Origin of the sequence: Draconibacterium halophilum, assembly GCF_010448835.1 — a bacterium.
Classification (GTDB): Bacteria; Bacteroidota; Bacteroidia; order Bacteroidales; family Prolixibacteraceae; genus Draconibacterium; species Draconibacterium halophilum.
Genome location: NZ_CP048409.1, coordinates 313,556 through 330,635, shown reverse-complemented (window position 1 = coordinate 330,635; position 17,080 = coordinate 313,556). Strand labels below are relative to the sequence as shown.

The 17,080-nt window shown below is 42.1% G+C and carries 14 protein-coding genes; 10 read left to right on the top strand and 4 right to left on the bottom strand.

The window, feature by feature from the left end; genetic code table 11:
- Window positions 1-38 precede the first annotated feature (38 nt).
- The 7 genes from G0Q07_RS01130 to G0Q07_RS01100 all read left to right on the top strand — a co-directional run bounded on the left by G0Q07_RS01130 (window position 39) and on the right by G0Q07_RS01100 (window position 6,646).
- Window positions 39-1,049, top strand: a complete 1,011-nt coding sequence (locus tag G0Q07_RS01130) for an alpha/beta hydrolase (RefSeq protein ID WP_203532644.1) — start codon at window positions 39-41, stop codon at window positions 1,047-1,049.
- Between the two features lie 29 nt (window positions 1,050-1,078).
- The gene (locus G0Q07_RS01125) at window positions 1,079-1,531 is read left to right on the top strand and encodes a nuclear transport factor 2 family protein (RefSeq protein ID WP_163344348.1); all 453 of its coding nucleotides are present in this window, start codon (window positions 1,079-1,081) and stop codon (window positions 1,529-1,531) included.
- Between the two features lie 44 nt (window positions 1,532-1,575).
- Window positions 1,576-2,049: a nuclear transport factor 2 family protein gene (locus tag G0Q07_RS01120; protein ID WP_163344347.1), complete on the top strand. Its 474-nt coding sequence runs from the start codon at window positions 1,576-1,578 to the stop codon at window positions 2,047-2,049.
- A 20-nt stretch (window positions 2,050-2,069) separates the two neighbouring features.
- Window positions 2,070-3,695: a carboxylesterase/lipase family protein gene (locus tag G0Q07_RS01115; protein ID WP_163344346.1), complete on the top strand. Its 1,626-nt coding sequence runs from the start codon at window positions 2,070-2,072 to the stop codon at window positions 3,693-3,695.
- Between the two features lie 283 nt (window positions 3,696-3,978).
- On the top strand, window positions 3,979-4,713 hold the full coding sequence (locus tag G0Q07_RS01110) for a carboxymuconolactone decarboxylase family protein (RefSeq protein WP_163344345.1): 735 nt from the start codon (window positions 3,979-3,981) through the stop codon (window positions 4,711-4,713).
- 16 nt (window positions 4,714-4,729) lie between these two features.
- A complete protein-coding gene (locus G0Q07_RS01105; RefSeq protein ID WP_163344344.1) occupies window positions 4,730-5,221 on the top strand; it encodes a cupin domain-containing protein in 492 nt (163 codons plus the stop codon).
- Between the two features lie 45 nt (window positions 5,222-5,266).
- The gene (locus G0Q07_RS01100) at window positions 5,267-6,646 is read left to right on the top strand and encodes an outer membrane protein assembly factor BamB family protein (protein WP_163344343.1); all 1,380 of its coding nucleotides are present in this window, start codon (window positions 5,267-5,269) and stop codon (window positions 6,644-6,646) included.
- Window positions 6,647-6,697: 51 nt separating this feature from the next.
- Here the strand turns inward: G0Q07_RS01100 and G0Q07_RS01095 are convergent, their stop codons facing one another.
- Entirely contained in the window at window positions 6,698-7,606 is a 909-nt protein-coding gene (locus tag G0Q07_RS01095) for an aldo/keto reductase (protein WP_203532643.1), read from the bottom strand.
- A 592-nt stretch (window positions 7,607-8,198) separates the two neighbouring features.
- On the opposite strand from G0Q07_RS01095, the gene G0Q07_RS01090 reads away from it, so the two are divergent.
- Window positions 8,199-9,317, top strand: a complete 1,119-nt coding sequence (locus tag G0Q07_RS01090) for a formylglycine-generating enzyme family protein (protein WP_163344342.1) — start codon at window positions 8,199-8,201, stop codon at window positions 9,315-9,317.
- Window positions 9,318-9,335: 18 nt separating this feature from the next.
- Here G0Q07_RS01090 and G0Q07_RS01085 read toward each other — a convergent pair whose 3' ends face one another.
- The 3 genes from G0Q07_RS01085 to G0Q07_RS01075 are packed head-to-tail and all read right to left on the bottom strand — an operon-like array spanning window position 9,336 to window position 12,831.
- Window positions 9,336-10,217, bottom strand: coding sequence for a glycine betaine ABC transporter substrate-binding protein (locus tag G0Q07_RS01085; protein WP_163344341.1), 882 nt, complete (start codon window positions 10,215-10,217; stop codon window positions 9,336-9,338).
- A gap of 12 nt (window positions 10,218-10,229) precedes the next feature.
- Entirely contained in the window at window positions 10,230-11,150 is a 921-nt protein-coding gene (locus tag G0Q07_RS01080) for a universal stress protein (protein WP_163344340.1), read from the bottom strand.
- A gap of 19 nt (window positions 11,151-11,169) precedes the next feature.
- Window positions 11,170-12,831: a BCCT family transporter gene (locus G0Q07_RS01075; RefSeq protein WP_163344339.1), complete on the bottom strand. Its 1,662-nt coding sequence runs from the start codon at window positions 12,829-12,831 to the stop codon at window positions 11,170-11,172.
- A 313-nt stretch (window positions 12,832-13,144) separates the two neighbouring features.
- Between G0Q07_RS01075 and G0Q07_RS01070 the strand changes: the two genes are divergently transcribed.
- Both G0Q07_RS01070 and hypD read left to right on the top strand, forming a co-directional pair.
- The gene (locus G0Q07_RS01070; protein ID WP_163344338.1) at window positions 13,145-14,122 is read left to right on the top strand and encodes an HAD family hydrolase; all 978 of its coding nucleotides are present in this window, start codon (window positions 13,145-13,147) and stop codon (window positions 14,120-14,122) included.
- A 414-nt stretch (window positions 14,123-14,536) separates the two neighbouring features.
- A complete protein-coding gene (gene hypD, locus G0Q07_RS01065) occupies window positions 14,537-16,996 on the top strand; it encodes a trans-4-hydroxy-L-proline dehydratase (RefSeq protein WP_203532642.1) in 2,460 nt (819 codons plus the stop codon).
- Window positions 16,997-17,080 lie beyond the last annotated feature (84 nt).

Below are 17,080 nucleotides of genomic sequence, written 5' to 3'. Positions count from 1 at the left end.
AACAAAAAATTAGCAACATTTTATTAGTAGTTATAATCATGACAACGAGCACAATCGCTTTTAGTCAAAGTAAAACCAAAAATCCTTTTGGACTGGTATACAACGGTGCGGTAACCGAAAATGTACCGGGAGAAGTGAATATTCATTCTGTCGACTATAAATTAAATGGCATTGCTATAGCTGCAAATGTTTATACTCCGGCAAATTACAATGCTTCGAAGAAATATCCGGCGGTTGTGGTTGCACATCCCAATGGTGGTGTGAAGGAGCAGGTAGCAGGTTTATATGCACAGCATTTAGCAGAATTGGGTTATATTACCATTGCGGCCGACGCATCGTATCAGGGAGCCAGTGGCGGCGAACCACGTAATGTGGATAAATCGGCTAATCGCATTGAGGACATTCGCGGAATGGCTGATTTTATCACTCAGTATGAAGGTGTAGATGCTGATCGTCTCGGAGTGTTGGGCGTTTGCGGTGGCGGCGGTTATTCTTTGGCTGCAGCCCAAACCGACAAGCGTTTTAAGGCGGTGGCAACGCTAAGTATGTTTAATTCGGGGGTAGTACGCCGAAATGGGTTTATGAGTTCACAGCTTGAAACCATTCGGGAACGATTAAAACAGGCATCTGAAGCCCGCGCACAGGAAGCGGCAGGTGGTGAGATTCTTTATGCTGCTGATCTCGACTGGACTGATGAAATGGCTGACAGTTTTCCTTATGATCTGTATCGTGAAGGGCATTATTATTACCACAGAACGCATGCTCATCCTAATTCTACATTCAGGTATACAATGAGTAGTTTAATCGATTTAATGGCTTTTGATGCAGCCACCAACATGTACCTGATTGACCAGCCTTTGTTGATGATTGCGGGAAGCAAAGCCGACACGTATTATATGACTGACAGGGCATTTAACCTTGCAACCGGTACAAACGATAAAGAATTATTTCTGATTCCGGGAGCCACACACATACAAACCTATTATGTGCCCCAATATGTTGAACAGGCAACAAATAAACTGAAGGAGTTCTTTGGTGAGAATTTGTAAGGCATTAGTAATCGGTAAAAATGAATCAAATGAAAACAAAACTTATCGGACTATTTATCATCCTAATTTGTGCACAATGGTCCTTTGCACAGAATTCAGAAATGGAACAGGAAATTATTCAACTGTCGAAAGAGAAATGGCAATTGATGGCTGACAAAGATGTGGACAAACTTGCTGAACTTTTTCATGATGATTCACGATTTATCCATATGAGCGGAACCTGGGGAAAAGAAAGGGAACTTGAAATCATTAAAAGCGGAAGTATTTGGTACAAGCAGGCAGACGTGCACGATGTGGTGGTAAAAACGTTTGACAATACTGCCATTCTTTGGAACCGTATTACACTTGTGGCACATGTTCGTGGAAATGATGTATCGAATGAGTTTACAGTAACCGAAGTCTATCAAAAACAAGGAAACGACTGGAAATTACTTGATCTTACATTTAGCAGTGTGCGCGATACACATACAATAGAACACTAATAAATGAGAAATTAAACGTAGTATAGAATTATAAAACGAAAAAAATGAAAACAATAATTATCGGTCTGTTTCTAATGGTTATGAGTGCTCAATTGTTGTACAGCCAGCCAGGTGCAAACCGGGCACCTCAAAACTTCACTGAGGCAGAACAGGAAATAGTCGATTTGTCGAAAGACAAATGGCAGTGGATGTCGGATAAAAATGTAGATGAGCTCAGCAAACTTTTTCACGCAAAAGCCGAGTTTGTTCACATGGGCGGACACTGGGGAACAGAGCAGGAACTTGGAATTATTAAAAGTGGCGGGATTTGGTACAAGAAAGCCGATATTCATGAAGTGTCGGTAAACATCATTGATAACACCGCAATTCTTCTGAACAGAATTGATCTGCTGGCAGAAGTAGGTGGAAACGAAGTCACCAATCCGTTTGAGGTTACTGAAGTGTATATCAAACAAGGTGGTATCTGGAAGTTAGGTTTATTATCATTTACCCGCTTGATGACACCCGGTGATCGTTAGTAATAATTAAAACAATCAAAATGAAAAAAATAGTAGCAGGATTTATACTCGTATTTATTGCATTTTCAATAAATGCACAAACTTCAGGCCCCGAGGTTGAAACCAAGTCAGGTGTCGTTGAAGGAGTCACTAAGGGGGATGTTTCCAGTTTTAAAGGAATTCCTTTTGCTGCTCCGCCGGTTGGCGAATTTCGCTGGCGCCCGCCACAGCCTGTAAAACCGTGGCAAGGTGTACGCGATGCAAAAGAGTATGGCCCTAACTGCGCACAGGGAGGATGGGGAACTGCTCCCGGAACTATTGCCGAAGGATCGTCGGAAGATTGCCTTTATCTGAATTTATGGACACCAGCAGCATTTAAACGGGGAGATAAAATGCCGGTTATGGTGTGGTTACACGGTGGCGGATTCACTGGTGGTTCAGGATCAGGCCCGGAAAATTACGGAGATCAGTTTACCGATAAAGATGTAATCCTGGTTACAATAAACTATCGTCTGGGGCGCCTTGGTCATTTTGCCTTTCCTGCCTTAAGTAAGGAGCATCCTGAAGAAGCTAAAGGAAGTTACGCTTTTATGGATCAGATTGCCGCACTCGAATGGGTACAGGATAATATTGCTGCTTTTGGAGGTGATCCGAACAATGTCACCATTTTTGGATTCTCTGCCGGTGGCGTATCGGTGCACGCACTACTTACTATTCCTGATGCAAAAGGTCTGTTTCATAAAGCAATTGGCGAATCAAGTGGTGGCCGCGACGGTGTTCTAACAGGCCGCCCAATTCGTAAAGAAAATGCCGATCCGCTTTATCCTGTTTCAGCAGAAACCATTGGGATAAATTTTGCAAAAAAGCATGGAATAGAAGGAACAGGTGCAGCTGCCCTGGCAAAGTTGCGTGCTTTAAGTGTTGAAGAAATTGTTGACGGGGGACAGGAAACGGATGGTCAGGGAGGCCCGCGAACTTACTCAGGCCCCATTCTCGATGGTAAATTTGTAGTAGAAACTTCAGAAAGCGCCTACAATACGGGAAGCCAGGCAAAAGTTCCGCTTATGATTGGAAATTGCAGTGCCGAAATTGGGGGAGGATTCGTGAGTAACAGCACTACAAAGGAAGAATTGTTTTCTTCGTTTGGAGACCTGGAAGAAGAAGCTAAAGCAGCTTTTGATCCTGAGGGAAATAAAGAATTTGCTGAGGTGCAAACAAAATTTAACACCGATTGGGTTTGGGGTGAACCGGCCAGGTTTACAGCAAGAGCCTTCGTTGCCAGTGGACAGCCGGCCTACGTTTACCATTTTGGTTATGTTCCTCCTGCAATGCGCGAGCGGGCTCGTTATGGCGCCGGTCACGGATCGGAAGTATCGTTTGTGTTTGGCACGCTCAATTCCCGTTGGGGTGCAACCGAAGCTACTCCCGAAGAAGAAAAGTTAGCGAAAATAATGAATGCCTATTGGACAAACTTTGCAAAAACCGGCAATCCGAATGGGGAAGGACTTCCTGTATGGCCGCTCTATAACACAAAAAATGAAAAGATCCTGGATATTGATTTAGATGCTAAAGTACTTGGAAAACCTGATCCAAGGAAAGCAAGGCTGGATGCAGTAGAAAAGGCATTTAAGTTTCGGGACAAGGTACAGACACGCGGTGGTATTTAAGCGAGCTTAAAAATTGAATTATCATTATACTTTGAATTAACTGTTATGAAACGAACATGAATTTTTATTCTTCAAATTCACAAACAAGAAGAATTAAAATTCATCGAGAGTTACATCGAATACAAGTAAAATATGCAATTTTAATGAGATGAAACGAACATGAACTTTTTAAATCATAAATTCACAAACAAGCATGATTAAAAAAGTTTATTTGAGAGCGGAGCGGTTACATCCGTTCTCAAATTTTAAAGTAATTTATTGGAAACTTGAAAATTTTAAACGGATGAAAGAAATAGGAAAGCTGGCACTAATTTTAATCGCTGTAATTTGTTGTTTTTATGGTACCCTTTCGGCTCAGAATACGATGGAAACGAATACGACTTTAAGCGAAAAACAACAAAGTATTGTCCCCATTGCAGCACTTACTGCCAAAGGCGAGCTGGAGCAATTAAAACCGGCACTGAACGCCGGTTTAGAAGCAGGCCTGACCATTAATGAAATAAAAGAAATAATGGTACACCTTTATGCCTACTGTGGATTTCCGCGAAGCATACGTGGCTTGCAAACTTTTATGGAAGTACTGGATGAACGCAAAGCAAAAGGAATTACTGATGAAACGGGTTCTGATGCTTCAGCAATTAATGATGAACGAAGCAAATATGATCGTGGCAAAGCGAATCTGGAAGAACTTATCGGGCGAACATTAGATGGACCACAAAGAGCTTATGCCGCTTTTGCTCCGGTAATTGAAATATTTCTAAAAGAGCACCTGTTCTCCGATATTTTCGACCGCGATGTTCTAAGCTACGCAGAACGCGAGTTGGTAACAGTTTCGGTGATATGTGCAATTGGCAAAGCCGAACCTATGCTTCGCAGTCATTTAGCAATTTGCCTGAATGTTGGCTATTCTCCTGAGCAGTTAAACGAATTTGTCGGGATCATAAAATCAACTGTTGGAAAGAAAGAAGCTAAAGCAGCTCTGGCTGTTTTAAACGAAGTGCTTGACAACAGGGAGTAACATTAAAAAATTAGTAATGAAGAGAAGAATAAAAATTAGTCTGCTGTTTTTTGTAATTGTAATTGCAGCATGCAATACGCAGGAAAATACCAGCGAAACAAGCAAACAAGTTGAATCTGTATTTCCGAAGGGAAAATTATTAGACAGCCCTAATTTTACAGGCACGGTGTGGCTGCAAATGATGGGAGCCCAGGACAGCACTTTGTATGCCCGCTTTGGCAATGTAACTTTTGAGGCCAAAGCCCGAACCAACTGGCACTCGCATCCGGGAGGTCAGGTTCTTTTTATCACCGAAGGAAAGGGATTTTACCAGGCAAAAGGACAGCCTGCACGAGCATTGCAAAAAGGCGATGTTGTTGAAATACCACGAAATGTAGTTCACTGGCATGGTGCAGCCGATGATAGTGAATTTGCACACATTGCCATCAGCCTGAACAGTGATGAAGGAGGCGCTGTGTGGATAGAACCAGTAAGCGATGAAGAATACGAACAAGCGGTAAACAAATAGAACTATTACATTTAATACAACCAATATCAACTAAAAATGACCAAAATGAAGAAGCAAATTATCTTTTTATCGGCAGTTCTGCTGATGTTGCTTTCAACTAACGTTTTTTCACAGGATTGGCCACAATTTCTTGGTCCTGAAAGAAACAGTACCTCACCTCAAAAAAATCTGCTTCGTGAGTGGCCTGAGTCCGGCCCGGAAGTGCTCTGGACCGTTCCTTTGGGCATCGGTTATGGCGGCCCAGTTGTTAAAGACGGCAAAGTGTATATTCTTGATCGTAACGATGAAGAAGGCGACAAAATGTGTTGTTTTGATCTGGATTCAGGTGAAGAACTCTGGAAATTTGAATACGCTGCTGCGGGTTCGGTAATGTTCCCCGGCTCCCGAAGTGTTCCGGTTGTTGATGATAAACATGTATATTCTTGCGGGCCATATGGTGATTTATACTGCATTGATTTAGAAAGCCATAAGCCTTTGTGGAATGTAAATATATGGACAGATTTTGGAGGAGATGTTGGAAATCCGCCTTCAGATGAAACGGACGGAGGAGCGGGCGGTTTTGCAGCTCGCGGAAATTTTCCGATCTGGGCGATTTCTCAAAATCCGATGATTTATGGCGATTTACTGGTGTTGGCATCGCAGGCTCCTGAAGCTGGAGTTGTTGCTTACAACAAGAATACGGGTGAGCTGGTTTGGAAAACGCCTAACCTGGGGAATGAGAATTATGTAAGCCCGACAGTTATAAAAATACATGGTGAAGACCAAATTGTTATGGTTATCTCATCCACTAATCCAATAGGGCGCCGCGATGCACCACAAACCATGGGAAGCATTGTAGGAATTGATCCTGCGAACGGTGAGATTTTATGGGAATTTGAAGGATGGGAATGCCATATTACAGTGCCGAGTGCTGTTGATGCAGGCAATAACAAAATTCTGGCAACGGGTGGATATGAGCGTGGTGCTACAATGATACAGGTAGAAAAAAACAGTGATGGCACATTTACAACAAAAGAACTTTTTACCACTGTTGAATTTGGCGACCAAACCAAACCTCCACTTCTAATCGACGGGTATTTCTATGCTCAGTACGGAACAAACAACCGCCGCGACGGACTCACCTGTATGAACATGGATGGTGAAATAATGTGGAAGACGAAACGTGATCCCGATTTCAATAAAGGAAGTATGATTTATGCCGATGGCCTGCTATTGGCAAGTGATGGAGCGAAGAAACTCTATCTAATCGAACCTGATCCGGCAGGATTCAAACCGCTGGCTTCGTCCGAACTGCTTACAGAACAAGCAGCCGAAGGGATGGCATCCAGATTTGGCACCCAAAACTGGGCACCGCTGGCATTGGCAGATGGAAAGTTGCTAATCCGCGATCAAAGCCGGATGTTGTGTGTGAAAGTGGCTGAGTAAATACCTGAGGGGCTCCAAAGGTCGCTGAAACTCAGCGGCCTTTTGTTTTTATCAACCATGCATAAATACCGGCTTGGTGGTTCGTGCCAGAGCCAGCAGTTCTTTTGTCTCTTCTTCCTCAATCGGGTTAAAATCCTGCATAAATTCCAAAGCTTTCAAAAACAGCGTGTATTCTCCCGGTGGAATTGCTGCGGTTACTCCTTTCGACAAGGTATAGCGAAGCGCAAGTTTCATAATACGTTCATCGTCGATGGGTTTGTACCAGCAATTTTTAAAGATCAGGTCTTCCTTCTCCCGGAATGTGGTAAGTGCCATGGCTTTTAAAGCCAGAATCCCAATGCCCTGTTTTTCTGCTTCGGCATAAACCTGTGGCCCAAAATCGCCCGCATTCCAACAAGCGAAATTAATGGGGAAAAGTATGGAGTCGAAATCGAAGTTTTTGAGCGCAAATAAAGCTGCCTTAACCGAATGTGCCGAAAAACCAATATGTTTTATTTTTCCATCCTTTTTTGCTTTTACCAGTGTTTCCAGCGCTCCGTTTTTTCCAAAAACTGTTTGGATATCTTCATCAGTAGCTAATTCATGCAACTGGTATAAATCGAAGTGATCTGTTTGTAGTTTTCGCAACGAACTTTCCAAATCCTTTTGAGCTCCGGTGGCATCACGTTGCCGGGTTTTGCAGGCAAGAAAAACATTTTTTCGGTAAGGTTTTAGTGCCGGGCCCAAACGATCTTCGGCATTTCCGTATTTTGGTGCAACATCGAAATAATTTACTCCCAAGTCAAAAGCTTTAGCAACCAACTCGTTGGCAAATTTCTGTGGATTGTCGTTTAACATTATGCCTCCAAATCCTATTATGGAAAGTTCTTCGTTGGTTTTCCCTAATTTTCGTTTGGGAATAGTGTAGTCGGCCGGGAAATCTTTACCAAAGTCTTTTATTTCAGAAATAACTGTATTCATTTGATTGGTTTTAATTATTCGAATATCTATCAAAACTACAATTTTTCTGAAGGATATAAAAAGCCGGCTTACAACCAATATATTTTAATAGATAAGACCTTAAACACCTGCAAAAAAAATAACGAAGCATAAAAACGGTGAAAAAGTCTAAAAAAACTGAAAAATAATTCTCGATGTTTTGATAACTAAATTCTTTTTCGTTCATTTGTATAGTCGTGCGTTCAGCACGACGTGTGTTTGGGGGTTAACATTAGTAAAAGGGCAGTTGTTGAACTGCCCTTTCTTCGTTTAAAATACCCCTGAATTTCTCCATCGATTGTGATTTTTTCTTTTTCTTTTTAATAAGATAGTTATTATTAAAACCATGACTTGTAGTGGTTTAGGGTGAAAATAATGCGGTTTTTCATTCCTGATTATACTAATTTGTTGTACCTTGCAAAAGTTAAACTTAGTGTGCTGTATATAGATTTTAGCAAACATTAAGAGCAACACATTCATAAAAGGCCGGTGATAACCGGCCTTTACCATGAATAAAGGTTCTCTAAACCTTTTTTTAGATATCAGGTTATACATAGAAATTTAACCTGACAATATGTATCGATTTCCCTTGTTATGTTTATTTCTTGTTGTTTTTCTGAGTTGTAAAACCAAAAAAGAATCAAAAACAAAAGTCGTTGCCAATGCGGAGGAGCTCTCCTGTTGTAATATAAATTCCAAATCGCGGTTTTTAGTACAATCCGATTCGTCAGAAATAGTTCCGCAAGCTACCGGAACAGCGGGAATGATTTTTATTGAAGGCGGTACTTTTGAAATGGGTGCTGATAACAACCAGGCGCGGCCCGACGAATATCCAAAACACCCGGTTAAAGTAAACAGTTTTTGGATGGATGAACATGAAGTTACCAATGCACAATTCAAAGAATTTGTGGATGAAACCGGCTATATTACCGAGGCTGAAAAAGATATAGATTGGGAAATGATGAAAATGCAGGTTCTGCCGGGTACTCCAAAACCTTCGGAAGAAATGCTAAAAGCCGGATCAATGGTTTTTAACCCACCTTCGCAAACTGTTCCGCTGAATGATTATTCGCAGTGGTGGTCGTGGGTGGTTGGTGCCAACTGGCAACACCCCGAAGGACCCGAGAGCTCGACTGAAGGTCGTGAAAATTATCCGGTAGTGCATATTTGCTGGAACGATGCCGTGGCTTACTGCAAATGGGCTGGAAAACGTTTGCCTACTGAAGCCGAATGGGAATACGCAGCACGCGGCGGACTGGAAAATAATATTTATCCGTGGGGAAACGATCACATTGAAGCTGGTACACCCAAAGCCAATTCGTGGAATGGTAATTTCCCGAACCTAAACACTCAAAAAGATGGTTTTTATAGCACCGCTCCTGTTAAATCGTACATGCCAAATCCTTATAAACTTTACGATATGGCCGGTAATGTTTGGGAATGGACGGCCGATTGGTACGATATGAATTATTACACAAGTTTACCAAGCGATAAAGTTACAGTTGACCCGAAAGGACCTGCAAAAAGTAACGATGCACGAAATCCATACGACAAACGAAAAACCATTCGCGGAGGATCATTTCTTTGCAACGATAGTTATTGCTCAAGTTATCGGGTAGCTGCCCGAATGCCCGGTGAAATTAACACCGGGATGAATCACACCGGTTTCAGGTGTGTAAAAGATGACAAGTAAGTCGGGGGCCGAAAAATTTTACATGATTTTTAAGCGCTCTTTTGTCAGGTTTTTCATCCACTGATTGACAACATATTCATTTTGCTCCATCCATTTATTCACGCCTTCTACAGGATCTTTGCTCACCCTTATTTCATAAACAAGGTTGTTTAATTGCATTTCAGTAAGTTGCATACGCTCGAAAAAACGAACGGCATTCGGATGTTCTTCTTCGAGGCCTGTCCTGGCAATGGTGTAAATGTTTTCTTTCTGACCAAAAATATTATCCGGATCATCTAAAAAACGAACATCGTAGCGTGCAAATATCCAATGCGGTTCCCAACCGGTTACCACAATATCTAAGCGTCGTTTAATGGAATCGCCCAGCTGTTCAACCATTTCTTCTTCTGAAAGTGCCAGTAACGTATTTCCCGGGGAATATTTATCGATGGCAGCCTGCGCTTTTTGCATCACTCCTGCACCAGGATCAATTCCAACAATCGGGTGAGGATAGTTTTCCAGATCTGCTACTGATTTCAGTTCGCTGTAAGCCGGAACAACAAGCCCTGTACGTGCTTCGGGATAAGTAATGCCGAGCATTTCCAGCTTATCTTGGTGTTCATCAAAATATTGTTTGTGCGTTTCGGGCAACCACGCATCAGTAAAAATATCAGCCTCGTTGTTGGCCACTTCACGGTAAGCTGTTTCAACATCTGTTAGCTTCAAAATAACCTTGTAATCCATGTGTTCTTCGAGCAAAACATACGATAAATAGGTGATGGCAACACTTTCCGACCAATCGGTATAAACAATCTTTAACGAACGCTCATCTTCCGTTTCAGTGCCCGTATTACACGACGAAAAAAACGCGAGCAAGATGATCAGTACTGTTACTTTAGTTTTTGAAAAATATTGTATCATTTTCTTTATAGTTTATTGGAATAATCTTTTTAGAAATACGATTGCTTTGCTTCTGTCATTCACAATAAGAACCGGTATATTTTTATCGGATTCTGCCAACTTTTCAGATGTAGAATCAATAAGGATATCTGCCAGTCCTGATTTCATGGAAGAGCCAATTATAATCATGTCTGCACCAGTGTTGAGCGCCTTTCTGTACAAAATCTGATCTTCTTCATTTTCGGCATCAACAGTGTACGAAAATGAAACCTCATCGGTATTGTGTTTGTAATGTTTGTTGAATTTATTAAACTCTTTAATGCTTACTTTCTCCACATATTTCTGTAGTTTTTCATCCTGATCAGGATCTATCTGCGGAAAATACCCTACAGGCAATTTGTGGGTATGGTGACAAGCCACATTTGCTCCTGTTAACTCTTTTATCCGAAAAGCCATTTGCAAGGCCATTTCGCTGGCTTTTGAGAAATCCATTCGTACCAACAGGTTATCAATGCGCTCATATACAGATTCGCTAACCAACAATACCGAAGAAGGAATAATACCAATAACTTTTCGGGCAATACTTCCGTTTCCTTCGTATCCCATTTTTTTACCCATTAAAGTAAGTGTAATGTGGTTTTCCTGAGTGTACTTAACAATGGTTTCCATAGGGTAACTGTCCTTCACTACCACCTTAATTTTAACATCGGCACACGAGCTGCATTGCTCGTTAATTTTTTCCTGTAACTCTTCCCGAATAATTTCAGGAACAGGTTCGTCCAATTCCGGAAAAGCATCCATTAATTCTTTGGGAATATCGTAAGATTTCATAACATGTAGAAAAGTAATACTTTCCGGTTTTATTTTATTAATCAGAAAATCGGCATAACGAATAAGGGAATCATCCATCTCGCTTAGGTCGAGGCACACCAGAATATGATTTAATTGATACATTTTTATACTTTTTAAAGAGTTATGAATTGTTTTTATTTCCTTGGGGTTCTGTAGTGGCTTGCGTTTTTCCGCGTTTTTGCAACATTCTGGTAATGGTATCCAGGTATTCTTTATGTTCTTTCTCGCGTTTCACTTCCATTAAATCGCGGTGTTCTTCGCGCAATCCTTTTAAAAGGCTCCAAACCAAAAAAAGTAGAAGAATGGCAAATGGTAAACCGGTTGAAATTGCAGCTGTTTGCAAAGCTCCCAGTCCACCGCCAACTAATAGCACTGCTGCAACGGCACCCTCGGTTAAAGCCCAAAAAATACGTTGAGGAACCGGTGCATCTAATTTCCCGCCAGCTGTTAATGAGTCTACCACCAACGAACCCGAGTCGGATGAGGTAATAAAAAAGCTGGTTACCAAAATCACTCCAACCGTAGAAGTTACGACTGAAATTGGAAATTGTTCCAACAACACATAAAGCGAGGTGGCAATATTTTCGGTTACTGCTCCTGCGACATCGGCCATCGAATTGAGTTCGAGAAACATGGCGCTTCCACCAAATGTTGATAACCATAAAAAAGTAAGGAGTGTTGGTACAATTAATACCCCCAAAACAAATTCTTTTAATGTTCGTCCCCTTGAAATACGGGCGATAAACATACCAACAAATGGCGACCAGCTAATCCACCAGGCCCAGTAGAAAACGGTCCAGTCGTTTTGCCAGTCCGATTGCTGGTAGGTTTCTGTCCATGTCGACAATTCAAAAAAGTTCTGAACATATCCTCCAATATTCTGGATAAACGAATCGAATATGAATAATGTCGGTCCTACAACGATCATAAAAAGCAAAAAGACTGCCCCAATAAACATATTTAATTCACTTAATCGTTTTACACCACCGCTTAGTCCGGCTACTACCGACCCTGTTGCGGCAAGCGTAATAAGGGTAATCAGTATAACTTGTGAGGTAATGGTGTCGGGCATGTTAAAAAGGTGAGCCAAACCGGCGCTAACCTGTTGTACTCCCATACCCAGCGATGTTGCCAAGCCAAAAAGTGTAGCAACAACAGCCAGTACATTAATTGCTTTTCCCCAGGGGCCATAGATTTTTTTACCTAACAGCGGATAAAAAATAGAACTAATGGTAAGCGGCAGTTTCTTGTTGAAAGTAAAAAATGCCAGCGCCATTCCTACCAACGCGTATATTCCCCAGGCATGCAGGCCCCAGTGTAAAAAGGTTATTTCCATCGATATTCGGGCGGCTTCAATAGTTCGTGGTTCGCCTCCCGGTGGATGGATAAAGTGGTTGATGGGTTCTCCCACACTCCAAAATAAAATACCAATTCCCATACCTGCACTAAAGAGCATGGCAAACCACGCCGTTTTCGAGAATTCTGGTTTGGCTTTACTGCCTCCCAACCTAATTTTGCCAAACTTGCTAAAGGCTATAAACACAACAAAAAAGAGGAATATATTTACAGACACCACAAAAAACCATCCGCCATAATTTGAAATTGAGGTTTGAATGGTGGCGAAAACTTTGTTCATGGGTTGCCCAACAATTAATGTAATCGCGATGAAGAGTACGATAAGTATTGCTGCCGGCCAAAAAACAGGACCATCTACATCAAAATATTTTTTGTTGCTTACCAGGTGAGCTTCCCCTTCGTGAGGAGCATTTACTTTTTTTGCCATAATCTTTTATTAATTGATATGTGCTTTATTTATAAGTAGTTTAATGGTGATTTTGTTTTGCTCCGAGACGTTTTTATTTAACATTTTCAACTTCTTTAGCCTGACGAATTCAATGAAATGATCTCCAAGTCTCTGTTGAGAAACTAATAGCTGCAATATGAGAATACGATTTTTTTTAGCGAAAAAGCAAAAAATATATTCGTGTGTTTGCGGAAATATTCCGAACTTTTGAGTCTAAAGTTCTTCTAATTTGCAGAACATAGAAGCCTTAAAAAAATCGATAATTAGATGTTAAATATTTAAATAAACTAAAATGATGCACCGAAATTTGTTTCTTCTTCTGGCATTGCTTTTAACACAGTGTACTATTACAACGAAGGAATCATCAAAAACAGAGGTATTACCGCTGTGGAATGATGGCGCTGTAAAAACGGCAATAACCGAATTTGTTTCGAATGTTACGGATACAACTTCGGCCGATTTCGTGGCTGTTACAGACCGAATTGCTGTTTTTGATAACGATGGTACACTTTGGTGCGAGAAACCGGTTTGCATTCCTGTTGAACTGGAGTTAGCCTACGTAAAACGCGAATATCCGAAACGGCCTGAATGGGAACAGAATAAATTCTTCAGCGGGTTGGCTGGCGACAACCTTTCGGTTTTGGAGGATTACAGTACCGAAGAAATTATTAACAAAATATTTGATGCTCAACAAGGTATGAAAGAAGAAGATTATAAAGATTTTGTTTATAAGACTTTGTCGCAGGTAAAACATCGAAAGTTCAACCGTCCGTTAAAAGAAATGACCTACTCGCCAATGGTACAGTTGGTTCATTACCTTCAGAATAACAACTTTTCGGTATATATAGTAACCGGTGGCGAAATCACTTCGGTGCGTACCATTTCCGAGGAGATTTACGATATACCTAAAGAAAATGTTGTGGGAACTAGCGTATTACTGGAATATGTTTCAGATGAAAATGGAGCGTATCTGGTACGAACAGCCGAAATGAATTCAAACAACAATAAAGCAGTAAAACCAACCAATATTGAATTGCACATTGGCCGGAAACCCATTTTTGCTGCGGGCAATAGCGATGGCGATTACCAAATGATGGAGTACACGCTGTCAGGTGATAAACCATCAATGGCGATATTGGTGCACCACAACGATGAAGCTCGCGAATTCGATTACATGCACGGAAGCGAAATGGCAATTGCTGATGCCGCCGAAAAAGGATGGCATGTGGTGAGTATGAAAGATGATTTTAAAGAAATATTTGCAGAATAAGAGCCGGGAGGATTACAGGTGAATAGGAGCGATGCTTCGGCGTCAATTCCTTCGTCATTAATGTAAACGATCGAATTCCTGCAAATCTAATTCGCTGACAATGCAGTTATGAAGCAATCTGTTTGTTTGTAATTCCTTTTTACCGGACAACAATGATTTTTAATTCTATTTTCTATCTGGTGACTTTTTGTAGAAATTGTTTGCTCTATTGTGTATTATCGTGATATTGTAATTAACTTTTGACTAAATTTACAGCATTAAATTACATTTGTCGAGTGATATCGAAATTGAAAATATCAAATCTTCTGGTAAGCTACCGGTGCTTGTTCGAGTGCTGGATCTTGTATGCCTAGAATCTCCCTGACCGGTTAACCCTGTTTCTTTATTTATTGTATCATTTAATTTTTTGAAGTCATGTCTTTTGCAGATGAACCAACCATAAAGACACCCGAGCGTCCGGCTGGCGCGGAAGGTAATTTTTACACGCCGCACCCTGATGCTATTGGTCCCGGCATGAACGAACGCATTCAGCGTTTGCGAAAACTAAGTTTTGAAACACAGGAGTCGCTGTCGATTGAGCGCGCCCTGATCACCACAAAGTTTTATAAGGAAAACTACGGCAAGTATTCGGAACCAATGATGCGTGCCCTCAACTTTCTTGAAATTTGTAAGCAAAAAACCATCTATATTGGCGACGATGAGTTGATTGTTGCCGAACGTGGTCCGGTTCCAAAATCGGTTCCTACCTTTCCGGAGCTTACCTGCCATAGTGTAGAGGATTTTCATGTGTTGAACACGCGCGATCAGCAACAGTACACTATTTCGCAGAAAGATATTGATACTTACGAACGCGAAGTAATTCCATATTGGGAAGGCCGCACCATGCGCGAGCGTATTTTTAGTCACGTGCCAAACGAATGGAAACGTGCCTACGAAGCCGGAGTGTTTACCGAGTTTATGGAGCAACGCGCTCCCGGTCATACCGCGCTCGACGGGGCGATCTACAAAAAGGGGATGCTCGATTATAAAAAGGAGATCAACGATCATATCAATCGGCTCGACTTTTTAAATGACCCGGAAGCCACCGAAAAGCTGGAGGAATTAAAAGCCATGGATGTATCGTGCGATGCAGCCATTGTTTTTGCTGAGCGCCATGCCGATCTGGCTGAAGAGATGGCACAAACCGAAAACGATCCGAAACGTGTTGCCGAGCTGGAGCGTATTGCTGAAGTGTGTCGTTGGGTACCTGCCAACGCGCCACGAAATGTGTGGGAAGCCATACAAATGTACTGGTTTGTGCACCTCGGAACCGTTACCGAATTAAACGGCTGGGATGCCATGAATCCCGGGCATTTCGATCAGCACCTTACTCCGTTCTTCGAGAAAGAACTGGCCGAAGGAACTTTGACCCGCGATGAGGCAAAGGAACTGATCAGCTGTTTCTGGATAAAAGTAAACAACCACCCCGCGCCACCAAAAGTAGGAATTACAGCGCGCGAAAGTGGTACCTTCAACGATTTTACCAACATCAATATTGGTGGTGTAAAACCTGACGGAACCAACGGCGTTAGCGAAGTGTCGTATATGATGCTGGAAGTTATTGAAGAGCTGCACATTTTGCAGCCTGGTAACTCGGTGCACATTGCCAAAGTTACTCCCGATGCCTTTTTACAGGCCGCCGGTAAACTCATCCGCCAGGGACATGGTTACCCTTCGGTGTTTAACCCCGATATGTATATTCAGGAAATGGTGAACCAGGGAAAAACCCTGCAGGATGCCCGCGAAGGCGGCTGCAGTGGCTGTATCGAAGTGGGAGCGTTTGGTAAGGAAGCCTATTTGCTGACCGGTTATCTGAATGTTCCGAAAGTTCTGGAAATTACGCTGAATAACGGTATCGATCCGTTAACCGGGAAAGTGGCCGGTATTGAAACAGGCGATCCACTCAGCTTTAAAAGTTTCGATGAGTTGTACGAAGCGTTCCTAAAGCAACTGAATTTTGTGGTCGACCAGAAAATACGCGTAAGCAACTACATCGATCAGATGTTTGCCAAATATGCTCCGGCACCATTCCTTTCAGTGGTAATCGAAGATTGTATTTCGAAAGGAAAGGACTACTACAATGGTGGTCCGCGCTACAACACCAACTATATTCAGTGCACCGGTTTGGCAACGGTAACCGATAGTCTTTCGGTATTGAAAAAGCATGTTTTTGAGGACAAGACTTTCCCGATGGAAACCATTCTTGGTGCTGTGGCCAAAAATTTTGAGGGTGAAGAAGTGTTGCGTCAGCGGATTCTGAACCGTACACCGTTTTTTGGCAACGACGATGAATATGCCGATACCATTGCCGTGCAGGTATACAACGATCTGCTGGATGCCATTGAAGGGAAACCAAATACCAAAGGCGAAGTTTTTCATTTAAATATGCTTTCAACCACCTGCCACGTGTATTTTGGACTGGTGCTGGGAGCCACACCAAACGGACGTTTTGCGGGTAAATCGATTTCCGACGGTACCTCGCCATCGCATGGTTGCGATACACACGGACCAACAAATGTGATTCGCTCGCTGGGGAAACTCGACCAGTCAAAATCGGGAGGAACATTGCTGAACCTGCGTTTTGTGCCGAGTTTGCTGAAACGCGACAAAGACGTGGAAAAACTGGGGCACTTGATCCGCAGTTACTTCTCGCTGGGAGGTCACCACATTCAGTTTAATATTGTTGACACGGCAACACTTTTGGCAGCGCAGGCTTGTCCTGAGGATTACAAAGACCTGCTGGTGCGTATGGCCGGATACAGCGATTATTTTAACGATATGAATGCCGACCTGCAACAGGAAGTTATTGACCGTACGCAGAATGAGGTGCTATAAGCTGTCATTTCGAAGGAGGAACGACTGAGAAATCTCTTTCAATGTAAAAGATTTCTCCTCGCATACTCGTCGAAATGACAGAAA